Origin of the sequence: Sediminicoccus sp. BL-A-41-H5, assembly GCF_050632405.1 — a bacterium.
GTDB lineage: Bacteria > Pseudomonadota > Alphaproteobacteria > Acetobacterales > Acetobacteraceae > Roseococcus.
In genome coordinates this window covers 52,565-70,729 of record NZ_CP192601.1, presented here as the reverse complement: position 1 = coordinate 70,729, position 18,165 = coordinate 52,565, and the positions used below count along the sequence as shown (strand labels likewise).

The following is an 18,165-nucleotide window of genomic DNA, read 5'->3' as shown; positions in this document are numbered from 1 at the left end:
TCACGGCGGCGGAAGGGCGCCGTGGGCACGCGCTCAGTCAATCCGCGCCGCGCGGTCAATGAAGAGCGCGCCGCCCGTGACCAGCCGGTCGCCAGCCTCGAGCCCCTCCTTCACCTGGATCATGTCGCCCGCGCGGATGCCGGGCGTGATGCGGCGCATGGTGAAGCGGCCCTCCGGCAAGGCCACCCAGACGAAGGCCTCCGCGCCGCGGAAGATCACGGCGCTGGCGGGCACGGCGGGCGAACGCTCGGCCTCGCCCACCGTGATGCGGAAATTGGCGAACATCTCGGGCCGCAGCACGCCCTCGGGGTCCTGCACCTCCGCCATCACGGTCAGGCGCCGCGTCGTGGGGTCGAGGCCGGCCGAGGTGCGGACGATCCGGGCCGGAAACTCCCGGCCCGGCAGCGCGCCGACCGTGACCTCGACCGCCTGGCCGACGCGGATCAGCGGCACGTCCAGTTCGCGCACATTGGCGACGAGCCACATGGTCGAGAGATCGGCGATGGTGAAGACAGGGTCACCCTGCCCGGCCGAAACCCATTGCCCGGGGCCCACGCGGCGCTGGGTGATGGTGCCGGCGAGCGGCGCGGTGACGGTGATCAGCCCGCTGACCTGCCGCGTGCGCTCGATCTCGGCGATCTGCTCCGCCGTGCGGCCCAGCACGCGCAGGCGGTCCCGCTGCGCCTCGGATTGCGCGACGGCGCTGCGCGCATCGGCCTCGGCCGCATTGGTCGCGGCGCGGGCCTGCTCCACATCGCGCTGCGAGGCGGCGCGGGCCGAGAAGAGGGATTGCTGCCGCGCTTCCTCGCGCCGCGCCTGCTCCAGCGCCACGCGGGTCTTCTGCACATTGTCGAGGGCAGCGAGCCACTCATTGGCGGCCGCCGTGATTTCGGGCGTCTCCACCTCATAGAGCGGCTGGCCCACCTCCACGCGGTCGCCCACGCGGGCGAAGGCGCGGATCACGCGTCCCGTGAAGGGCGAGAGCATGGGCGTCGAACGGTCATCATTATAGGCGATGCGGCCTTCCGCCATGCGCTCGGGACGGAATTCGCGCATCGCCACCGGCTCGATGCGCAGCGCGCGCATCTCGTTCTCGTTCAACCGGAACTCGCCGGCGGGCAGGCGCTCGGGTGCCGCGGCCTGCGAGGGCGGCGGCTCCGCCCCGGTCAGATAGAACCAGGCGCCGGCGCCCAGCAACACCGCCAGGCCGATCCAGGGCCAGGGCTTGCCACCCGACCGTTCCTCAACGGGCACCTCGGCCTGGACCTTCGTCTCGGCCTGCGTCTCGGCCCTGGGCCGCTCCTGGTGGATCACGTTCATGCGAGTTCTGGACTTTCCAACGCGAAAGTGAACGGGCCAACGCAACACATGAGCTGCCGGAACCTCGCGATCGGCGCGAAGATAAACGGAAGCTGAACAGAGACCTAGCGCGTAGAGTTAAAATCTTCGTCACGCAACAGAAAAATCAGGCCGGCAGCAGCGGCTGCGGATCGAGCCAAAGCCGGTACCAGCTCAGGCTGAAATGCAGGTGAGGTCCGGTCACCCGCCCGGTCGCGCCCATGGCGCCGATCCGCTGACCCTGGCGTACCTCCTCGCCCTCCCGCACCTCGATGGCGGAGAGATGGGCGTAGAGCGTGTTCACCCCATGCCCGTGGTCGAGCACCAGGAGCTTGCCGAAGAAGTGGAACTCCGCGGCCAGCGTCACCTTGCCCGACTGCGCGGCGAGGATGGGCGTGCCGACCGGCCCCGCGACATCGAGGCCGTAGTGCGGCTGGCGGGGCTGGCCGTTCAGCACGCGTTGGCTGCCGAAGACCCCGCTGATCCGCCCCCGCGCGGGCCAGGCGAGGCCGCCCGCGAAATCCACCCGTGCCGAATCGGTGCCGCGCACGGCAGCCAGCCGCTCGCGCTCCACCCGGATGCGCTCGAGCGCCGCCGCATCGGGCGTCACCTGCGCAGGCGGCAGGCCGGTGATGTGCTGCACATCCCATTCGCGCTTCGCGACCGGGATGGCGCGCGCCGCACCATTCACCGTGAGCGTGGCCGAGGGCCCGTGGTCCCGCCCGAAGCCGAGCGCGAAGAAGCCCTGCGGCGAGACGCGGACCGCCTGGCCATCCAGCGCCAGGCGCTGGCCCTGCGCCCCCTGCCCGATCAGCAGCGCGCCCTGTTGCGGCGTGCCGCGCCAATCCAGCGCCCGCGCCGGCCCCGCCCCCAGCATCAGGGCTGGCAGGGCGAGGGCGGCGCGGCGCTTCACAGCAGGCTGCCCTGCGTGGGTTTGGGCGGGGCTTTCGGCTTGCCGCCCGCCGCCGTGGCCTTCACCTGGCCGTCCTGGAAGGTGATGGTGAGCGCCGCGCCAGGTGCGACCTGCGCCGCCTGGGTGAGCGCCGTGCCATCCGCGCCCTGCACCAGCGCGAAGCCGCGCGCGAGGACCGCATTGTAGCTCACGGCTTCGAGGCGCGCGGCCAGGCCCTCCACGCGCGCCCGGTTCTCGCGGATCAGCGCCTGCACCGGCACGGGCGAGAGGCGCGCCAAGGCCGGCGCCGATTGCCGCCGCGCCGCCCCCCGCGCCCAGGCCGCCTGCATCCGCTGGTCCAGCGCCGCAAGCGCGTGGCGCCTTGCCGCAATCGCCTCGCGCGGGTGGCGCAGGCTGGCGCCAAGCCGCGCGACCTCCGCCCGCTTGGCGGCGACGAAACCGGGCAAGGCGGCGCGCAGCCGCTCGCCCCGGTCATCCAGGCGCTGGCGCAGCTGGTTCACCATCGCCGGCAGGTCGGGCAGGCCGGCCTCTGCGCGGGTCAGGTGCAGCCGCGCCTCGCGCAGGCGGGCGGTGATGCGGTTGTCCAGCCGCGCGCCGCGCTGGGCGAGATCGGCCGCCATTTCGAGCCGCGCGGGCACGGCCATCTCGGCGGCCGCGGTGGGGGTGGGCGCGCGCCGGTCGCTCGCGAAGTCGATCAGCGTGGTGTCCGTCTCATGGCCCACGGCGGAAATCAGCGGGATGGTCGAGGCGGCGGCGGCGCGGACCACCACCTCCTCGTTGAAGGCCATGAGGTCCTCCAGCGAGCCGCCGCCGCGCGCCACGATCACCACGTCGGGGCGCGGCACGGGCCCGCCCTCGGGCAGTTCGGAAAAGCCACGGATGGCGGCGGCGATCTTCTCCGCCGCCCCTTCCCCCTGCACCGGCACGGGCCAGAGGATGACATGGCGCGGGAAGCGGCGAGCCAGGGTGGTGCGGATATCCTGGATCACCGCGCCCTGCGGGCTGGTCACCACGCCGATCACGCGCGGCAGCAGCGGCAGCTTGCGCTTGCGCTCGGAATCGAAGAGGCCTTCCTTCAGCAGCGCGGCCCGCAGCGCCTCGATCCGGGCCAGCATGGCGCCCGCTCCGGCATATTCCAGCTTCTCGATGACCAGCTGGTATTTGGAGCGGTCGGCATAGGTGGAGAGGCGGCCGGTCGCCACCACCTCCATCCCGTTCTCCGGCCGCAGGCCGATGCGGGGCACGGCGCTCTTCCAGATCACCGCCTCGATCTTGGCGTTCTCTTCCTTGAGCGAGAGGTAGATATGGCCGGAGGCATAGGGCTTGACCTCGGTCAGCTCGCCGCGGACCCGCACCCGCGAGAAGGCGCCCTCCAGCGTGCGCTTGATGGCCCCCGCCAACTCGCCCACACCATATTCGGGAACATTGGCGCCGATTCCGTCCATGTCCGACTTATAGGGGCGGAATTGGGCTTTGCAGAGGCGGTGTTGCGATGAAAGTCCTGGTTGTGGGTGGTGGCGGCCGTGAGCATGCCCTGTGCTGGGCCATCGCGGCCTCGCCCTTGCTGACGAAGCTCTGGTGCGCGCCGGGCAATCCCGGCATCGCCGAAGTGGCGGAATGCGTGGGGATCGGCGCGGAGGACGTGGGCGGCCTGGTCGCCTTCGCCCGCCGCGAGGCGGTGGATCTGGTGGTGGTGGGCCCCGAGGCGCCGCTCACGCTGGGCCTCGCCGATGCCTGCGCCAGGGACGGCATCGCCTGCTTCGGCCCAACCGGCGCGGCCGCGCGACTCGAGGGCAGCAAGAGCTTCTTCAAGGAGATCGCCAACGCCGCCGGCGCCCCCACCGCCGCCCATGGCCGCTTCACCGAGGCCGAGACCGCCCGCGCCCATATCCGCGCGCAGGGTGCGCCCATCGTGGTCAAGGCCGATGGCCTCGCCGCCGGCAAGGGCGTGGTGGTGGCCGGCACGGTCGCCGAGGCCGAACAGGCCGTGACGGAAATGATGGAAGACGGCATCCATGGCGAGGCCGGCCGCGTCGTCGTCATCGAGGAATGCCTGCTGGGCGAGGAGATCAGCTTCTTCGCCCTTTGCGACGGCACGCATGCCATCCCGCTCGGCGCCGCGCAGGACCACAAGCGCGTGGGCGATGGCGATACCGGCCCCAACACCGGCGGCATGGGCGCCTATTCGCCGCCGCCCGCCTTCACCGAAGCCTTGCAGGCCCAGGTGATGGCCGAATGCATCAACCCCGTCCTGGCCGAACTCGCCCGCCGCGGCACCCCCTTCCAGGGCGTGCTCTTCGCCGGGCTGATGCTGACCAAGGACGGCCCGAAGCTGCTGGAATTCAACGTCCGGTTCGGCGACCCCGAATGCCAGGCCCTCATGCTGCGCCTGCGCTCCGACCTGCTGCCCGCGCTCCTGGCCGCGACGCAGGGCGAGCTGAAGAACTTCGACCTGCGCTGGGAGAAGCTGGCCAGCCTTCTCGTCGTCATGGCGGCGGAGGGCTATCCCGGCACGCCCCGCAAGGGCACCGAGATCCGCGGCCTGGAGGCGGCCGCGCAGGTGCCGGGCGTGCAGATCTTCCACGCCGGTACGGCGCGGGACGAGGCCGGGCGGCTGGTGGCCCATGGCGGCCGCGTGCTGGGCATCGGCGCGACGGGCGCCACGCTGGCCGAGGCCCGCGCCGCCGCCTATGCCGCCGTGGCCAAGGTGGATTGGCCCGAGGGATTCTGCCGCGGCGACATCGGCTGGCGCGCCCTGTAGATCATGATCCTCTGAGGTTGGATCACCGAAGCGGTGAATCATCCTCTCAGCCAAAGGCCAGACCGTGATGCGCGCCTCTATCCGCGCGGATCACGGTCTGGCGCGCGCGCCGAGACCAGCAGGAACATCGGCCGCTCGCGTTCCTTCGCCCATTCCGGGCGGGCGGCCACCTGCTCGTTGCTCGGCCCGAACTCCTCGACCCGCGTCGGCGCGAAGCCGGCCTCGATCAGGCTGTTCAGCGTGGTGGCCAGCGTCCGGTGGTGCTTCACCACGCCCGGGACGAACCAGGTCGTCTCGCGCGGCCCCTCCGCCAGATAGGCATCCACCGGCCAGGTCAGCCGCCCATCCGCCTCGCGCCGCCAGCCGGGCGCGCGCGGCGCCATGAGCAGCGGGTGCTCGATCGAGAAGACGAGATGGCCGCCCGGCGCCAGCCCGCGCCGGATCGCGCCCAGCAGCCGCCCGAAATCCGGCACGTAATGGAAGGCGAGCGAGCTGAAGACGAGGTCGAACGCCGCCTCCGGCAGTTCCAGCGCGTCGAGGTCGGCCCGCGCATAGGCGATGCCCTCGCCATCCGCCCGCGCCTCGGCCAGCATACGCTCCGAGAGGTCGAGCCCCAGCACATGGGCCGCGCCTTCCGCGCGCGCCCAGCGGCAGAACCAGCCAGTGCCGCAGCCAAGATCCACGATCCGCAGCCCCGCCATCGGGGGCAGCATGGCCCTCAGGCTTGCCCATTCCGGCGCGCCGTCGAGGCCCTGCACCGAACGCTCCAGCCCCGCATATCCCGCGAAGAAGGCCGGGTCGTCATAGATGTTCTGCGCCAAGACCTGCACCCTTCCACCTTCCCGCCAGGGATGGCACGCTCCCCTCCAATCAAGGAGGCCAGCCATGACCTACACCAATCCCGAGACCATCGCGCTGCATGGCGGCAGCCATCGCGCCGACCCCAACACCGGCTCCGTCGCGGTGCCGATCCACCAGACCACGTCCTTCCAGTTCCAGGACACGGGCCACGCCGCGCGCCTCTTCGGCCTGGCCGAGCTGGGCAACATCTACACCCGCATCATGAACCCGACCTGCGACGCGCTGGAAACCCGCGTGGCGCAGCTCGAAGGCGGTGTCGCCGCTCTCGCCGTCGGCTCCGGCCAGGCGGCGACCAGCTTCTGCGTGATGAACCTCTGCGAGGCGGGCGACAACATCGTCAGCAGCACCGACCTCTATGGCGGCACCTACAACCTCTTCGCCAATACGCTGAAGCAGTTCGGCATCGAGGTGCGCTTCGTGGACCCGGCCGACCCCGAGGCCTTCGCCCGCGCGACCGACAGCCGCACCCGCTGCTACTACGCCGAGACGCTGCCCAACCCGAAGCTGCAGGTCTTCCCCATCGCGGAGGTCGCCGCCATCGGCCGGCGCCTCGGCGTGCCGCTCATCATGGACAACACGGCGGCCCCCATCATCTGCAAGCCCTTCCAGCATGGCGCGGCCATCGTCATGCACTCGACCACCAAGTGGATCGGCGGGCATGGCACCTCCATCGGCGGCATCATCGTCGATGGCGGCAATTTCGACTGGGAGGCGGGCGGTGATCGCTTCCCCACGCTCAACAAGCCCGACCCGTCCTATCACGGCGCCGTCTGGTCCCAGGCGGCCAAGCCGCTCGGGCCCATCGCCTATATCCTGCGCATGCGCACCTGCCTGCTGCGCGACATCGGCGCGCCCATGGCGCCCTTCAACGCCTTCATGTTCCTCCAGGGGCTGGAGACGCTGCCGCTGCGCATGGAGCGGCATTGCAGCAACGCGATCCGCGTGGCCGCCTATCTCGCCGCCCACCCCAAGGTCAGCCGCGTCATCCATCCCTCGCTCGCACAGGGCGAAGCGCTGAAGCGGGCGGAAGCCCACCTCAAGGGCGGCTCTGGCAGCCTGCTCGGCTTCGAACTCAAGGGCGGCAAGGAGGCCGGCCAGGCCTTCATCGAGAAGCTGAAGATGTTCTACCACGTGGCGAACATCGGCGACGCCCGCAGCCTCGCCATCCACCCCGCCACCACCACACACAGCCAGCTGAACGAGGCCGAGCAGGCGGCGAGCGGGGTGACACCCGGCTATATCCGCCTCTCCATCGGCATCGAGCATATCGACGACATCCTGGCCGATCTGGAGCAAGCACTCTCGTGACAACCTGGCTCACCGGCTCCTTCCCCGCCACCCGCATGCGGCGCAACCGGCAGGATGCCTGGACGCGCGCCCTCGTCGCCGAGAACGCGCTGCATGTGAGCGACCTGATCTGGCCGATCTTCCTCACCGAAGGCCAGGGCCAGCGCGTCGAGGTCCCCTCCATGCCCGGCGTCTTCCGCGTGAGCCCGGACATCGTGGCCGACCACGTGGCCGAGGCCGCCTCGCTGGGCATCCCCGCCGTCGCGCTCTTCCCCTACACGCCGATGGAATCGCGCGACGAGGACGGCACCGAGGCGCTCGACCCCGACAACCTCACCTGCCGCGCCGCGCGTGCGCTGAAGGCCGCGCATCCCGATCTCGGCATCATCGGCGACATCGCGCTCGACACCTACACGCTGCACGCCCATGACGGCGTGGTGCGCAATGGCGAGGTGCACAACGAGGAGACGGTCGATGCGCTCGTCACCATGTCCCTCAACTATGCCAAGGCGGGCGTGGACGTCGTCGCCCCCTCGGACATGATGGATGGCCGCATCGGCACCATCCGCCGCGCGCTGGACGCCGAGGGGCTGATCCACACGCGCATCATGTCCTACGCGGCGAAATATGCCTCGGGCTTCTACGCGCCCTTCCGCGACGCCATCGGCTCCCTGACCGGCCCCGACCGCGCCGGCCCGAAGGACAAGAAGACCTACCAGATGGACCCCGCCAATACCGACGAGGCACTGCGCGAAGTGGCGCTCGACCTCGCCGAGGGCGCGGACATGGTGATGGTGAAGCCCGGCCTGCCCTATCTCGACGTGGTGCATCGCGTACGAAAGGAATTCGGCGCGCCCACCTTCGTCTATCAGGTGAGCGGCGAGTACTCGATGCTCATGGCCGCCATCGAACGCGGCTGGCTCGACCATGACCGCGCGATGATGGAAAGCCTCATGTGCTTCAAGCGGGCGGGGGCGAACGGCATCCTCACCTACTTCGCGGTACAGGCGGCGAAGCTGATCAAGGCCGGATAAGAAAAGGGCCTCCGGCGGCTGGGGCCATGGGCCCCAGACCCCGGGAATTGGCGCTTTCCCGGGCGGCAAAGGGCTGCCATGCTCCGGGCACAAAAACCGGGGGAAACCATGCCGTCACGTCGCCATCTGCTCGCCTCGGGCATCGCCTTGCTGCCCGCACCCGCCATCGCCCAATCCTGGCGGCCCACGCGCCCGATCCGCCTCATCGTGCCCTTCGCGCCCGGCGGATCGAACGACATCGTCGGCCGCATCGTGGGCGAGGCCGCGGGCAACATCCTGGGCCAGCCCGTCGTCATCGAGAACCGCGCCGGCGCGGGCAGCGTGATCGGCGCGGAAGCCGCCGCGCGCGCGGCACCCGATGGCCAGACGCTGCTCATCAACTCCTCGCTGCCCACCGTCCCCGCCATCGTGGCCCGCGTGCCCTACAACACGCTGGAGGACTTCACCGGCATCGCCGTCGCGGGCTTCTCGCCCTACGTCCTCGTCGTGAACCCGCAGGTGCCGGCGCGCACCGCGCAGGAACTGGTCGCCCTGATGCGCGCCACGCCGCAGAACTACCACATCGCCGCCACCGGCAATGGCAGCGGCGTGCACGTGGCGGCCGAGCTCTTCCGCTCCGTCGCCCGCGTGGAATCCGATGTTGTGCATTATCGCGGCGGCGGCCCCTCCGTCGCGGCCCTCGTCTCGGGCGAGGTGAGGGTCGGCCTGCCCACCATGGCTTCCTCCATCGGCCAGGTGCGCGGCGGCGCGCTGCGCGCCCTGGCGGTGCTGGCCGAGAGCCGAACGCCCGTCCTGCCCGACGTGCCAACCACGGCCGAGGCCGGCCTGCGTGGCGTCGTGCTGGAGGAATACTTCCCGATCGTCGCCCCCGCGCAGACGCCGCCGCCCGTCGTGGCCGCGCTCAGCGAGGCCTTCCGCGCCGCCGTGCAACAGACCGCCCCGCGGCTCGCCGAACTCGCCGGCGTGACACCGCGCGCAGGCTATGAGACGCCGGCCCAGGTGATGGGGCTGGTGCGCGCGAGCATCGCGCAGCAGACGGCGATCCTGCGTGCGGCGGGCGTGCAGCCGGAATAGGGCTCAGCCCGGATCGAGCCGGGCGAGGCGCGGCGCCAGGCGCGGCACGGCGGCGATGACGGGCCGTGTCATGGCCAGCGCCGCCCGCGCATCCTCCACACGGCCGAGTGCGATCAGCGCCTCGACCCGGCCCAGTTGGGCCTCGCCCCAGAGCGGCGCATGGCCGATGGCGGTCTCGAAGGCGGCCAGGGCGGCGGCGGCCTGGCGCTCGGCCAGGAGCGCCTGGCCCAGCGCGCTCTGCGCCGAGGGGTTCTTCTGATCTTCCGCCACCGCGCGGCGCGCCAGCGGCAGCGCCTCCCGCGCGCGGCCGAGCGCGATCAGCGCATAGGCCAGCTCCACCTTGCCCTGCGCATCCACCTGATTGTCGCGCACCGGCTGCACCAGCAGGTCATGCGCAGCCTGGTTCTGCCCCCGGTCCCGCAGCACCTGCGCCAGGCCCACGCGCGGAAAGGCGATATCGGGCAAGGCGCGTTGCGCCGCCTCGAAGGCGGCCATCGCCTCATCCAGCCGGCCCAGCTCGCGCAGCGCCCGGCCACGCGCATACAGCGCCGGGCCATAGCCGGGGAATTCCCGCAGCTGCGCCTCGCTGACGGCCAGCGCGGCCTCCGCCTCCCCCGTGCGCGCCAGCGAGCGGCCGAGCAGGAGCTGCGTCGTCCGCATGAGCACACGATCCGAGCCCGCGCCGTGCATCATGTCGGTCAGCCGGTCGCGCATGTCCGTCTCGCTCGGCGCCTCGCTGGAGAGCCACCAGGCGTAGAGGACCGGCTGCACCACCCGCCACACCTGTGGCGCGCCGGCGCGGATCAGCGCATCCGGATCCGGCGCCGCCACATCGGCGATGACCCCCTGGCCCGAGAGCCGAAGGCGCAGGCGCAGCGCATCGCCATCCACCGTCACCTCGCCCGAGACGCGGCGCTCGGGGATGCCCAGCATGTTGCGGAGCGTGCTCACCACCGAACGCAGGGAAAGGCCGGTCAGCGGCACGGTGAAGTCGGGGTGGGTGCCGCCCACATCGGCGCCGGTGCGGCGGCGCGGTTCGCCGCCGACACTGTCCTGCAACTGGATCAACGCATCGGTCAGTCGCAGCGCCACCACCTCCGGCGTCAATCCGGCCTCGACCAGGCGCGCGGGGACGGAGATGGGCTGCACCTCGATGCCGTCGCGCTGCAGCTCATCCACCAGGATGACGAGGAGGATGGCCGCACCCGCCAGCGGCAGCAGCCGTGGCAGCAGGCCCAGCGCACCACCCCAGAAGCCGGTCCGGGGCGGCGCGTCGCTCATCCGGCCAGGAAGCCCGCCACCAGCGCCACCTGCGCCGGCTCCATCAGCGCCGGCGCATGGCCGCAGCGCGGGATGGTCGCCACCTGCACGCCCGGGCTTTCGCCCATCCGCTGCGCCGTCTCACGCAGCAGCAGGTCCGAGCGCTCGCCGCGCAGCACGAGCACCGGGCGAGCCGCCACGACGGGCCAGAGCTGCCAGAGGTCCACATCCGTGAGCTCGCCCTGCATGGGCTGCATGATGGCGGGGTCATAATGCAGGGCCACCTGCCCATCGGGCCGCATCCGCGCGCTGTAATGCGCGAGATGCGCCCATTCCTCATCCGAGAGCGGGCCGAAGGGCGCGTGCACCTGACGCAGATAGGCCTCGAGCCCCGCGATGTCGGAGAAGACGCGCGGTTCGCTCAGATAGGTGCGGATGCGCTCCAGCGCCGCCACCGGCACGAAGGGGCCGATGTCGTTGATGACGAAACGCCGCATGGCGAGCCCCGGCGTCGCGCAGACGCCCATGCCGATCAGGCCCCCCATCGAGGTGCCGACCCAGTCGAACTCGCCGAGGCTGGTCAGCAGCGGCATCATCGCCGCGATGTAGTGCGGCACCGCGTAGAAGCGCCCCTCGGGCAGCCAGCCCGACAGCCCGCGCCCGGGGATGTCCACGCAGATCACGCGCCGCCCCTGCCCCGCGAGATGCCGCGCCAGCACGTCGAAATCGCGCGCATTGCGCGTCAGGCCATGCACGCAGACGACAGGCTTGCCCGTGGCCGGGCCCCACTCGACCCAGCGCAGCGGCACCGTGCGGCTTTCCGGCGTGCCCTCGAAGGGGCCGCTGACGGCACCGAAGCGCGGGCGTTCCATGCTCAGACGATTCCCTTCTCGCGCAGCGCCGCGACCTCGGCGGCGCTCATGCCGAGCAGGCGGCTGAGCACGCTCTCGCTGTGCTCGCCCAGCACGGGCGGCGGCGAGCGGTAGTCGGGCGGCGTGGCGGAGAGCTTCACGGGGTTTGCGATCACCTGGATCTCTTTGCCCGTGGCGTGCTGCATGGTTACCACCATGTCGCGCGCCTTCACATGCGGATCGGCGAAGACGTCCTTCAGCGTGTTGATCGGGCCGCAGCCGATCTTCAGCGCCTCCAGCGCCTCCACCCACTCGGTCGTGGTCTTGGACTTCATGACCGGCGTCAGCGTCTGCGTCACCAGGTCGCGGTTGGCCACGCGCTTCGGGTTGGTGGCGAAGCGCTCATCGGCCAGCAGGTGCTCGCAGCCGAAATTCCTGCAGAAGCGCTCGAAGGTCGGGTCATTGCCGACGGCGAGGATGAGGTAGCCATCCTTCGTCGGGAATTCCTGGTAGGGGCTGATGTTCGGGTGCTGGTTGCCCAGGCGCGGCGGGTTCTCGCCCGTCGCCAGGTAGTTCATGCCCTGGTTGGCAAGCCAGGCGACATGCGTGTCCAGCATGCCGATGTCGATGTGCTGGCCCTCGCCCGTGGCGTGGCGGTGGTTCACCGCCGCCAGGATGCCGATGCAGCCATAGAGGCCGGCGAAGAGGTCCGCCACCGGCACGCCCGCCTTCTGCGGCGAACCGCCCGGCTCGCCCGTCAGCGACATGATGCCACCCATCGCCTGGATCAGCGCGTCATAGCCCGGGCGCGGCGCATAGGGGCCGGTCTGGCCGAAGCCGGTGATGGAGCAATAGATCAGCCGCGGATACTTCGCCTTCAGCTGCTCATAGCCCAGGCCATACTTGGCGAGCGCGCCGACCTTGAAGTTCTCGGCGAGGATGTCGCAATGCTCCAGCATCCTGTGCACCAGCGCCTGGCCCTCGGGCTTGGCGATGTCCACCGTCACCGACTGCTTGTTGCGGTTCACGCCAAGGAAATAGGCGCTCTCCTTCGTCTCCGGCCAGAAGGGGGGCGCGAAGCCGCGCGTGTCGTCCCCGCTGTCGGGCTTTTCGATCTTGATGATCTCGGCGCCGAGGTCGCCCAGCATCTGCGTGCAGGTGGGTCCGGCGAGGACGCGGGTGAGGTCGAGAACGCGAAGGCCCTTGAGGGGCCCGGAAGGCTGGGACATGTCTTGGCTCCGTGCTTGAGCCGTGATTATGCCCGCCCGCCGCGCCCGGCAAGACGCAGGCTTCAGCCGCCGCCGAAGGTGACCTTCGCATTCTCGCCCATCTCGGGCGGCGTCTTGGTCAGGACGGCCTTCACATAGCCGATGGCGTAGCGCGCGGTCGAAGCCGGGCTGTCCCAATACTGCGCCTCGGTCATCTCGACCGCGATCAGCGCGAGGTCCGGGCTCCCCGCGCCATCGGGGAACCAGAGCCGCGCCGCCTCGGTCCAGAGCGCCTTCTGCTGCGCGCGGTCCTGCATCACCCGCGCCCTGCCGCGCACCGAGACATATTCCTGGCCGGACGGGTTGGCGCCGGCCAGCAGCACCGCGTGCTCCTGGTCGATCGCGAAGGTCTTGGGCGTGTCGCGGCCGGTGAAGAACCAGACGGTGTCACCCTCGACAGCCAGGATGGCCATGGGCCGGGCGTCGAGCCCACCATCGGGATCATGCGTCACCAGCATCACCGTCCGGATCTGCTCCAACATCTCCCGCACCTTGATGCGGGCCTCGTCATCGCTCGGCGCCTCGGTCATCTCTGCTCCTCCTGGGTGGCGATGGCCTGAACCGATGAGGTGGCGGCCGGTTGCCCCTCCGGGCCCGGTTGCGGGGGAAGGCTTGCTCCCTCCCCCCCATCCGGCGCATGGTCCGCCGCCAGTCGCTGAGAGGAACGCAACGATGCTCGACACGCCGCACCCCACCCCCGCCGCCCCCTGCCTGGACCAGCAGAAGCTGGCCACCGCCCTCTCCGGCCTGCATTTCATCGGCGGCCGCTATGTACCCGCCGTCAGCGGCAAGACCTTCCCCGTGGTGAACCCCGCCACCGGCATCCAGGTCGCCACCGCCGCCGAGGGCGATGCCGCCGATGTGGACGCCGCCGTCCGTGACGCCGCCCGCGCCCAGAAGGAGTGGGCCAAGGTCCCCGCCCGCAAGCGCGGCGCGCTGGTGCACCAGTGCGCCGCGCTCCTGAAGGAGCACCAGGAGGAGCTGGCGCGCCTGATCGCCCTCGAGACCGGCAAGGCGCTGCGCACCGAAAGCCGCGTCGAGGCTGGCGTGGTGGCCGATGTCTTCGAGTTCTTCGGCGGCCTCGGCTCCGAGCTGAAGGGCGAGAGCGTGCCCTTCGCGCCGAACGTCCTGAGCGTGACCGTGCGCGAGCCGCTGGGCGTGGTGGGCGCCATCATCCCCTGGAACGTGCCGATGCTGCTGATGGCGCTGAAGGTCGCGCCCGCGCTGGTGGCGGGCAACACCGTCGTCGTGAAGTCGGCCGAGGAGGCGCCGCTCGCGGTCCTGCGCATCTGCGAGCTGATGAACCGCGTGCTGCCGCCGGGCTGCTTCAACATGGTGAGCGGCATGGGCCCCGAATGCGGCGCGCCGCTGGTCGAGCATCCGCTGGTCCGCAAGGTCACCTTCACCGGCTCCGTCGAGACGGGGAAGATCGTGGCCAAGGCCGCCTCCCAGAAGCTCGTCCCCGTGACGCTGGAGCTGGGCGGCAAGTCGCCCATGATCGTCTTCCAGGACTGCGACTTCGCGAAGACCGTCTCCGGCGCGCTGACCTCCATGCGCTTCACGCGCCAGGGCCAGTCCTGCACCGCCGCCAGCCGCATCTATGTCGAGCGCCCGATCTTCGACGCCTTCGTGGCCGAGATGAAGAAGGCGGTGGACGGCATGGTGATGGGCGACCCGCTGGACGAGAAGACCGACATCGGCACCATCATCAGCCAGGGCCAGTTCGAGAAGGTCCAGGCCTATATCGCCGAGGGCAAGGCGACGGCCGGCGCCACGGCGCATGAGTGCAGCGCGATGCCATCCGACCCCGCGCTGAAGAAGGGCCTCTTCCTGCGCCCGGTGATCTTCACGGGCCTCGACGGCAATTCCCGTCTCGTGAAGGAGGAGATCTTCGGCCCCGTCACCGTGATCCAGGCTTTCGACGACCCCGAGGCCGTGCTGGCCGAGGCGAATGACAGCGAATACGGCCTCGCCGCTTCGCTCTGGACCAACAACCTGAAGGTGGGCCTCGATCTCGCGCATCGTCTGGAGGCGGGCCTGGTGCAGATCAACCAGAACCTCGTGGTGCAGGCGAACCTCAGCTATGGCGGCGTGAAGTCGAGCGGCCTGGGCAAGGAGGCCTCGCTGGAGGCGATGCTCGAGCACTTCACCCACAAGAAGACCATCATGGTCAATATGGCATGAGCCTCGATCTCAGCGCCAAGACCGCGGCGGAACTGAAGGCGCTGCTGGCCAATGCCGAGGCGGTGCTGGCGGGTGGCAACACCAAGCTGCATGCACGGGCGGAGGAATTCCGCGCGGCGGCCCAGGCCGCGCTGGCCGAGCGCCGCGTGGCGCCGCCGGGCCAGCGGGCGGAGCCCGACCCGGCGCTTGATGCGGCGGTCGCCCGCATCAAGGCCGTGGCGGCCGAAGCATTGGCGAAGTTCGACCTGACGCCCGAGACGGCGAAGGCGCGCGGCATCACCACGCCGCATGCGCTGCTGGCCGGCAACGGCGCGCCCAAGACGGGCGGCGGCGTGCGGACCAAGAAGTTCAGGCGCTGCCCCTACATCTCCTACCGGGGCCCCGCCGGCATCGCGATGCTGCAATACGCGGTCCCGCCGGGCGAAGGCGCGGAAGGCTTCTGGGCGGGTGGCCTGGTCGCCGTCGGCAGTGCCGAGAGCAAGACCGGCTTCGACGCCGCGATGGATGAAGAGGCCGCCGTGGCCGCTTTCCTCAAGGCGCTCGCTGAACTGGCGCCCGCCCGTTCGTGACCGAGGCGGCGTGCAGCGTCGTCATCGTCGCCTATAATTCGGCGGCGCTGCTGCCGGGCTGCCTCGCCGCCATCCCGGCGGAATGCCCCGTCATCGTGGTGGACAACGCCTCGCCGGATGACAGCGCCGATGTGGCCGCCGCCGCGCGGCCTTCAGCGCGGGTGATCCGCGCCGGGCGCAACCTCGGCTTCGGCCCGGGCGCCAATCTCGGCTTCGCCGAGGTCACCACCGAATTCGGCCTCCTGCTCAACGCCGACGCCACGCTGGAGCCCGACACCATCGCGGGCCTCATCGCCGCCGCGCGCCGCCATCCGGAGGCCGGGCTGCTGGCGCCCGAGGTGATCGCCGAGGAAGGCCACATGCAGTTCGGCCACGACCTGCCCTTCCGCCGCCTGCGGGGCCCGGTGGTGGAGCCGGTGGGCGATGCCTGCTGCTGGTATGTCGGCGGCTCCGCCATGTTCCTGCGCATGTCGGCCTTCCGGGCGCTGGGCGGCTTCGACCCCGAGATCTTCCTCTATTTCGAGGATGATGATCTCTGCCTGCGCATGCGCGCGGCGGGCCATGCGCTGCTGCATGTGGCGGGCGTGCGGGTGCGGCATCTGGGCGGCGCCAGTTCCGCCCCCGCGCCGCGGCTCTCGCATTGGAAGGCGTTCCACCAGGGCTGGTCGCGCCTGCATCTGGAAGCGAAGCACCGCGGCCGCGCGGCCGCCTGGCGGCTGGCGCTGTCGGAATGGCCGGGCCTGACGCTGAAGGCGGCGCTGCGCCGGGGCGATGCGCGGCGGGAGAAATGGGCCGGGCGCGCTTCAGGGATCATGGCCTGGATGCGCGGGCGATCGGCCAGGGACATCCGGCTCGGCTGAAGCCGCGCCTCACGCGTCCACGATCACCTCGAAGCCGCCGAAGATCATGCGGCTGCCGTCGAAGGGCATCTGGTCCATGAAGCCCGAGGCGCGGCCCTCGGCGAAGACCTTCTGCATGCCCTCATCGCGCGTCGCCTTGTCGGGCCAGCTGATCCAGGAAAACACCACCGTCTCCTCCGGCTTGCGCAGCACGGCCGTGTGCATGGAGTTCACCTTGCCCTCGGGCACGTCATCGCCCCAGGCTTCGACGAGCGAGAGCGCGCCATGCTTCTTGAACACCACGGCCGCCTCCTCCGCATGGCGGCGATAGGCCTCCTTGCCGTCGCTCGGGACCGCCAGCACGAAACCATCCACATACATCGCTCGTCTCCCCTCAGATGATGTTGCGGCCGCCGCGCTCAGCGCGCGGCCTGCCGCCCGGCATGGGACGCGAAATTGTCGAGGATCGCCTGCCAGCCGTCGCGCTGCATCTCGATGCTGTGCTGCGTCTCCGCGTCGAAGATGGTCGTCACGCGGGTGCCCTCGCCGCTCGGCGCGAAGGTGGTGCGCGCCCGGCGCCCGTCGCCGAGGACGAGGGTGAGCGCGCGGCCGGGCTCCACCTCCTCGTAGACGCCCTCGAAGTCGAAGCCGAAGCTGCCGTCCTTCGCCTCCATCCGCGCCTTGTGGATGCCACCGACGCGCAGATCCACCTCCGCGGCAGGGCAGCACCAGTCGGCACTGGCGAAGTTCCAGCGCATGATGTCTTCGGGCGTGGTGAAGGCCGCCCAGGCGCGCTCGACGGGCGCGGCGACGAGGGTTTCGACGGTGATCCGGGGTGCGGACATGTGGCCCTCCTGTGGTGTGGCTTCGCGCCGGCCTCAGCCGCGACGCGCGGCCTCGATGGCCGCGATGTCGATCTTGCGCATGGTCATCATCGCCTCGAAGACGCGCTTCGCCGCATCGCCGCCGGCGGCGATGGCCTCGGTGAGGACGCGCGGGGTGATCTGCCAGTTCACGCCCCAGCGATCCTTGCACCAGCCGCAGGCGCTCTCCTGCCCGCCATTCGCGAGGATGGCGGCCCAGTAGCGGTCGGTCTCCCCCTGGTCCTCGGTCGCGATCTGGAAGGAGAAGGCCTCGCTCTGCGGGAAGGCCGGGCCGCCATTGAGCCCGAGGCATGGCAGGCCGGCGACGGTGAACTCCACGGTGAGCACGTCACCCGCCTGACCGGAGGGATAGTCGGCCGGGGCGCGGTGCACGGCGCCCACGCGGCTGTCGGGGAAGGTGGCGGCGTAGAAGCGCGCGGCCGCCTCGGCCTCACGGTCGAACCAGAGACAGATGCTGCTCTTCGGGGTGGCGTGGCTCATCCTGTCTCCCCAAAAACCCTGGACTGATCGGCTGTTCCGCTCTGGCTTTACCCCATGAATTTTGATATCAAAGTAAATAGAAGATGTCAAGCTCCGAAACCCTCCCCGCCGCCACGGTGCACCACATCCGTGACACCTGCCTCTGCCTCGCGGCGCAGCGGGCGGCGCGCGCCCTGGCGCGCCGCTTCGACGAGGCGCTGCGGCCCTTCGGGCTCACCAACGGCCAATTCTCCCTGCTGGTTGCCTTGAACCAGGCCGAGCCGCCGCCGATCGGCCGCCTCGCACCCTTCCTGGCCATGGATCCCTCGACGCTGACCGCCGCGGTCAAGCCGCTGGCGCGCCGCGGGCTGCTGCGCCTCATCCCGGATGCGACGGACCGGCGCTCCCGCCGGGTGCAGATCACGCCGGAGGGCGTGGCCCTGCTGCGCGAGGCCATCCCGGCCTGGCGGGCGGCGCATGCGCGGCTGGATTCGGAAATCGGGCCCACCACGGCCGAGGCGCTGCGGCAAGGCCTGGCCGAGATCCGCCCCCTCCCCGCCGATGGCGCGGCCTGAGCGGGCCG

19 protein-coding genes are annotated in these 18,165 nt (G+C 70.8%); 8 read left to right on the top strand and 11 right to left on the bottom strand.

Annotated elements, in window-relative coordinates; genetic code table 11:
* Positions 1–33: 33 nt before the first annotated feature.
* From ACQ860_RS00370 to xseA, 3 genes are all read right to left on the bottom strand, one after another.
* On the bottom strand, positions 34–1,320 hold the full coding sequence (locus ACQ860_RS00370; RefSeq protein WP_431301420.1) for an efflux RND transporter periplasmic adaptor subunit: 1,287 nt from the start codon (positions 1,318–1,320) through the stop codon (positions 34–36).
* Between the two features lie 145 nt (positions 1,321–1,465).
* Complete coding sequence (locus ACQ860_RS00365) at positions 1,466–2,251, bottom strand: M23 family metallopeptidase (RefSeq protein WP_431301419.1); 786 nt, start codon at positions 2,249–2,251, stop codon at positions 1,466–1,468.
* Positions 2,248–3,696: an exodeoxyribonuclease VII large subunit gene (gene xseA, locus ACQ860_RS00360; RefSeq protein ID WP_431301418.1), complete on the bottom strand. Its 1,449-nt coding sequence runs from the start codon at positions 3,694–3,696 to the stop codon at positions 2,248–2,250. The genes ACQ860_RS00365 and xseA overlap by 4 nt, the downstream gene beginning before the upstream one ends.
* 47 nt (positions 3,697–3,743) lie before the next feature.
* Here xseA and purD point away from each other — a divergent pair, with 47 nt between their 5' ends.
* A complete protein-coding gene (gene purD, locus ACQ860_RS00355) occupies positions 3,744–5,012 on the top strand; it encodes a phosphoribosylamine--glycine ligase (RefSeq protein WP_431301417.1) in 1,269 nt (422 codons plus the stop codon).
* Between the two features lie 77 nt (positions 5,013–5,089).
* Here the strand turns inward: purD and ACQ860_RS00350 are convergent, their stop codons facing one another.
* Positions 5,090–5,833, bottom strand: coding sequence for a class I SAM-dependent DNA methyltransferase (locus tag ACQ860_RS00350; RefSeq protein WP_431301416.1), 744 nt, complete (start codon positions 5,831–5,833; stop codon positions 5,090–5,092).
* A gap of 64 nt (positions 5,834–5,897) precedes the next feature.
* Here ACQ860_RS00350 and ACQ860_RS00345 point away from each other — a divergent pair, with 64 nt between their 5' ends.
* The 3 genes from ACQ860_RS00345 to ACQ860_RS00335 all read left to right on the top strand — a co-directional run bounded on the left by ACQ860_RS00345 (position 5,898) and on the right by ACQ860_RS00335 (position 9,268).
* Complete coding sequence (locus ACQ860_RS00345; RefSeq protein WP_431301415.1) at positions 5,898–7,181, top strand: O-acetylhomoserine aminocarboxypropyltransferase/cysteine synthase family protein; 1,284 nt, start codon at positions 5,898–5,900, stop codon at positions 7,179–7,181.
* Positions 7,178–8,194 carry a porphobilinogen synthase gene (gene hemB / locus ACQ860_RS00340; protein WP_431301414.1) on the top strand — a complete coding sequence of 339 codons (1,017 nt, stop codon included), beginning with the start codon at positions 7,178–7,180 and terminating at the stop codon, positions 8,192–8,194. Before ACQ860_RS00345 ends, hemB begins: the two co-directional genes overlap by 4 nt.
* 108 nt (positions 8,195–8,302) lie before the next feature.
* Positions 8,303–9,268 carry a Bug family tripartite tricarboxylate transporter substrate binding protein gene (locus ACQ860_RS00335; RefSeq protein ID WP_431301413.1) on the top strand — a complete coding sequence of 322 codons (966 nt, stop codon included), beginning with the start codon at positions 8,303–8,305 and terminating at the stop codon, positions 9,266–9,268.
* Between the two features lie 3 nt (positions 9,269–9,271).
* Here ACQ860_RS00335 and ACQ860_RS00330 read toward each other — a convergent pair whose 3' ends face one another.
* The 4 genes from ACQ860_RS00330 to ACQ860_RS00315 form a co-directional block, all read right to left on the bottom strand.
* Positions 9,272–10,549 carry a tetratricopeptide repeat protein gene (locus ACQ860_RS00330; protein ID WP_431301412.1) on the bottom strand — a complete coding sequence of 426 codons (1,278 nt, stop codon included), beginning with the start codon at positions 10,547–10,549 and terminating at the stop codon, positions 9,272–9,274.
* On the bottom strand, positions 10,546–11,400 hold the full coding sequence (locus ACQ860_RS00325) for an alpha/beta fold hydrolase (protein WP_431301411.1): 855 nt from the start codon (positions 11,398–11,400) through the stop codon (positions 10,546–10,548). The genes ACQ860_RS00330 and ACQ860_RS00325 overlap by 4 nt, the downstream gene beginning before the upstream one ends.
* A 2-nt stretch (positions 11,401–11,402) precedes the next feature.
* Positions 11,403–12,608, bottom strand: coding sequence for a CaiB/BaiF CoA transferase family protein (locus tag ACQ860_RS00320; RefSeq protein ID WP_431301410.1), 1,206 nt, complete (start codon positions 12,606–12,608; stop codon positions 11,403–11,405).
* Between the two features lie 62 nt (positions 12,609–12,670).
* Positions 12,671–13,177, bottom strand: coding sequence for a pyridoxamine 5'-phosphate oxidase family protein (locus ACQ860_RS00315; RefSeq protein WP_431301409.1), 507 nt, complete (start codon positions 13,175–13,177; stop codon positions 12,671–12,673).
* A 142-nt stretch (positions 13,178–13,319) separates the two neighbouring features.
* On the opposite strand from ACQ860_RS00315, the gene ACQ860_RS00310 reads away from it, so the two are divergent.
* The 3 genes from ACQ860_RS00310 to ACQ860_RS00300 are packed head-to-tail and all read left to right on the top strand — an operon-like array spanning position 13,320 to position 16,260.
* The gene (locus ACQ860_RS00310) at positions 13,320–14,831 is read left to right on the top strand and encodes an aldehyde dehydrogenase family protein (RefSeq protein WP_431301408.1); all 1,512 of its coding nucleotides are present in this window, start codon (positions 13,320–13,322) and stop codon (positions 14,829–14,831) included.
* Entirely contained in the window at positions 14,828–15,400 is a 573-nt protein-coding gene (locus tag ACQ860_RS00305; protein ID WP_431301407.1) for a hypothetical protein, read from the top strand. The genes ACQ860_RS00310 and ACQ860_RS00305 overlap by 4 nt, the downstream gene beginning before the upstream one ends.
* Positions 15,397–16,260 carry a glycosyltransferase family 2 protein gene (locus ACQ860_RS00300; protein ID WP_431301406.1) on the top strand — a complete coding sequence of 288 codons (864 nt, stop codon included), beginning with the start codon at positions 15,397–15,399 and terminating at the stop codon, positions 16,258–16,260. The genes ACQ860_RS00305 and ACQ860_RS00300 overlap by 4 nt, the downstream gene beginning before the upstream one ends.
* Positions 16,261–16,269: 9 nt before the next feature.
* Here the strand turns inward: ACQ860_RS00300 and ACQ860_RS00295 are convergent, their stop codons facing one another.
* From ACQ860_RS00295 to ACQ860_RS00285, 3 genes are read right to left on the bottom strand one after another with little or no spacing between them, the layout of a single operon-like run.
* The gene (locus tag ACQ860_RS00295) at positions 16,270–16,620 is read right to left on the bottom strand and encodes a DUF1428 domain-containing protein (RefSeq protein ID WP_431301405.1); all 351 of its coding nucleotides are present in this window, start codon (positions 16,618–16,620) and stop codon (positions 16,270–16,272) included.
* A 38-nt stretch (positions 16,621–16,658) separates the two neighbouring features.
* Entirely contained in the window at positions 16,659–17,084 is a 426-nt protein-coding gene (locus tag ACQ860_RS00290; protein WP_431301404.1) for an SRPBCC family protein, read from the bottom strand.
* 33 nt (positions 17,085–17,117) lie between these two features.
* Complete coding sequence (locus ACQ860_RS00285; RefSeq protein WP_431301403.1) at positions 17,118–17,603, bottom strand: VOC family protein; 486 nt, start codon at positions 17,601–17,603, stop codon at positions 17,118–17,120.
* 83 nt (positions 17,604–17,686) lie between these two features.
* Between ACQ860_RS00285 and ACQ860_RS00280 the strand changes: the two genes are divergently transcribed.
* On the top strand, positions 17,687–18,157 hold the full coding sequence (locus ACQ860_RS00280; protein WP_431301402.1) for a MarR family winged helix-turn-helix transcriptional regulator: 471 nt from the start codon (positions 17,687–17,689) through the stop codon (positions 18,155–18,157).
* Positions 18,158–18,165: the final 8 nt, after the last annotated feature.

Bases quoted from the DNA above. Each gene is read 5' to 3' on its own strand.
- ACQ860_RS00370 (WP_431301420.1), bottom strand. From the start codon at position 1,320: ATGAACGTGATCCACCAGGAGCGGCCCAGGGCCGAGACGCAGGCCGAG.
- xseA (WP_431301418.1), bottom strand. From the start codon at position 3,696: ATGGACGGAATCGGCGCCAATGTTCCCGAATATGGTGTGGGCGAGTTG.
- purD (WP_431301417.1), top strand. From the start codon at position 3,744: ATGAAAGTCCTGGTTGTGGGTGGTGGCGGCCGTGAGCATGCCCTGTGC.
- ACQ860_RS00345 (WP_431301415.1), top strand. From the start codon at position 5,898: ATGACCTACACCAATCCCGAGACCATCGCGCTGCATGGCGGCAGCCAT.
- ACQ860_RS00335 (WP_431301413.1), top strand. From the start codon at position 8,303: ATGCCGTCACGTCGCCATCTGCTCGCCTCGGGCATCGCCTTGCTGCCC.
- ACQ860_RS00330 (WP_431301412.1), bottom strand. From the start codon at position 10,549: ATGAGCGACGCGCCGCCCCGGACCGGCTTCTGGGGTGGTGCGCTGGGC.
- ACQ860_RS00325 (WP_431301411.1), bottom strand. From the start codon at position 11,400: ATGGAACGCCCGCGCTTCGGTGCCGTCAGCGGCCCCTTCGAGGGCACG.
- ACQ860_RS00320 (WP_431301410.1), bottom strand. From the start codon at position 12,608: ATGTCCCAGCCTTCCGGGCCCCTCAAGGGCCTTCGCGTTCTCGACCTC.
- ACQ860_RS00315 (WP_431301409.1), bottom strand. From the start codon at position 13,177: ATGACCGAGGCGCCGAGCGATGACGAGGCCCGCATCAAGGTGCGGGAG.
- ACQ860_RS00310 (WP_431301408.1), top strand. From the start codon at position 13,320: ATGCTCGACACGCCGCACCCCACCCCCGCCGCCCCCTGCCTGGACCAG.
- ACQ860_RS00305 (WP_431301407.1), top strand. From the start codon at position 14,828: ATGAGCCTCGATCTCAGCGCCAAGACCGCGGCGGAACTGAAGGCGCTG.
- ACQ860_RS00295 (WP_431301405.1), bottom strand. From the start codon at position 16,620: ATGTATGTGGATGGTTTCGTGCTGGCGGTCCCGAGCGACGGCAAGGAG.
- ACQ860_RS00290 (WP_431301404.1), bottom strand. From the start codon at position 17,084: ATGTCCGCACCCCGGATCACCGTCGAAACCCTCGTCGCCGCGCCCGTC.
- ACQ860_RS00285 (WP_431301403.1), bottom strand. From the start codon at position 17,603: ATGAGCCACGCCACCCCGAAGAGCAGCATCTGTCTCTGGTTCGACCGT.
- ACQ860_RS00280 (WP_431301402.1), top strand. From the start codon at position 17,687: ATGTCAAGCTCCGAAACCCTCCCCGCCGCCACGGTGCACCACATCCGT.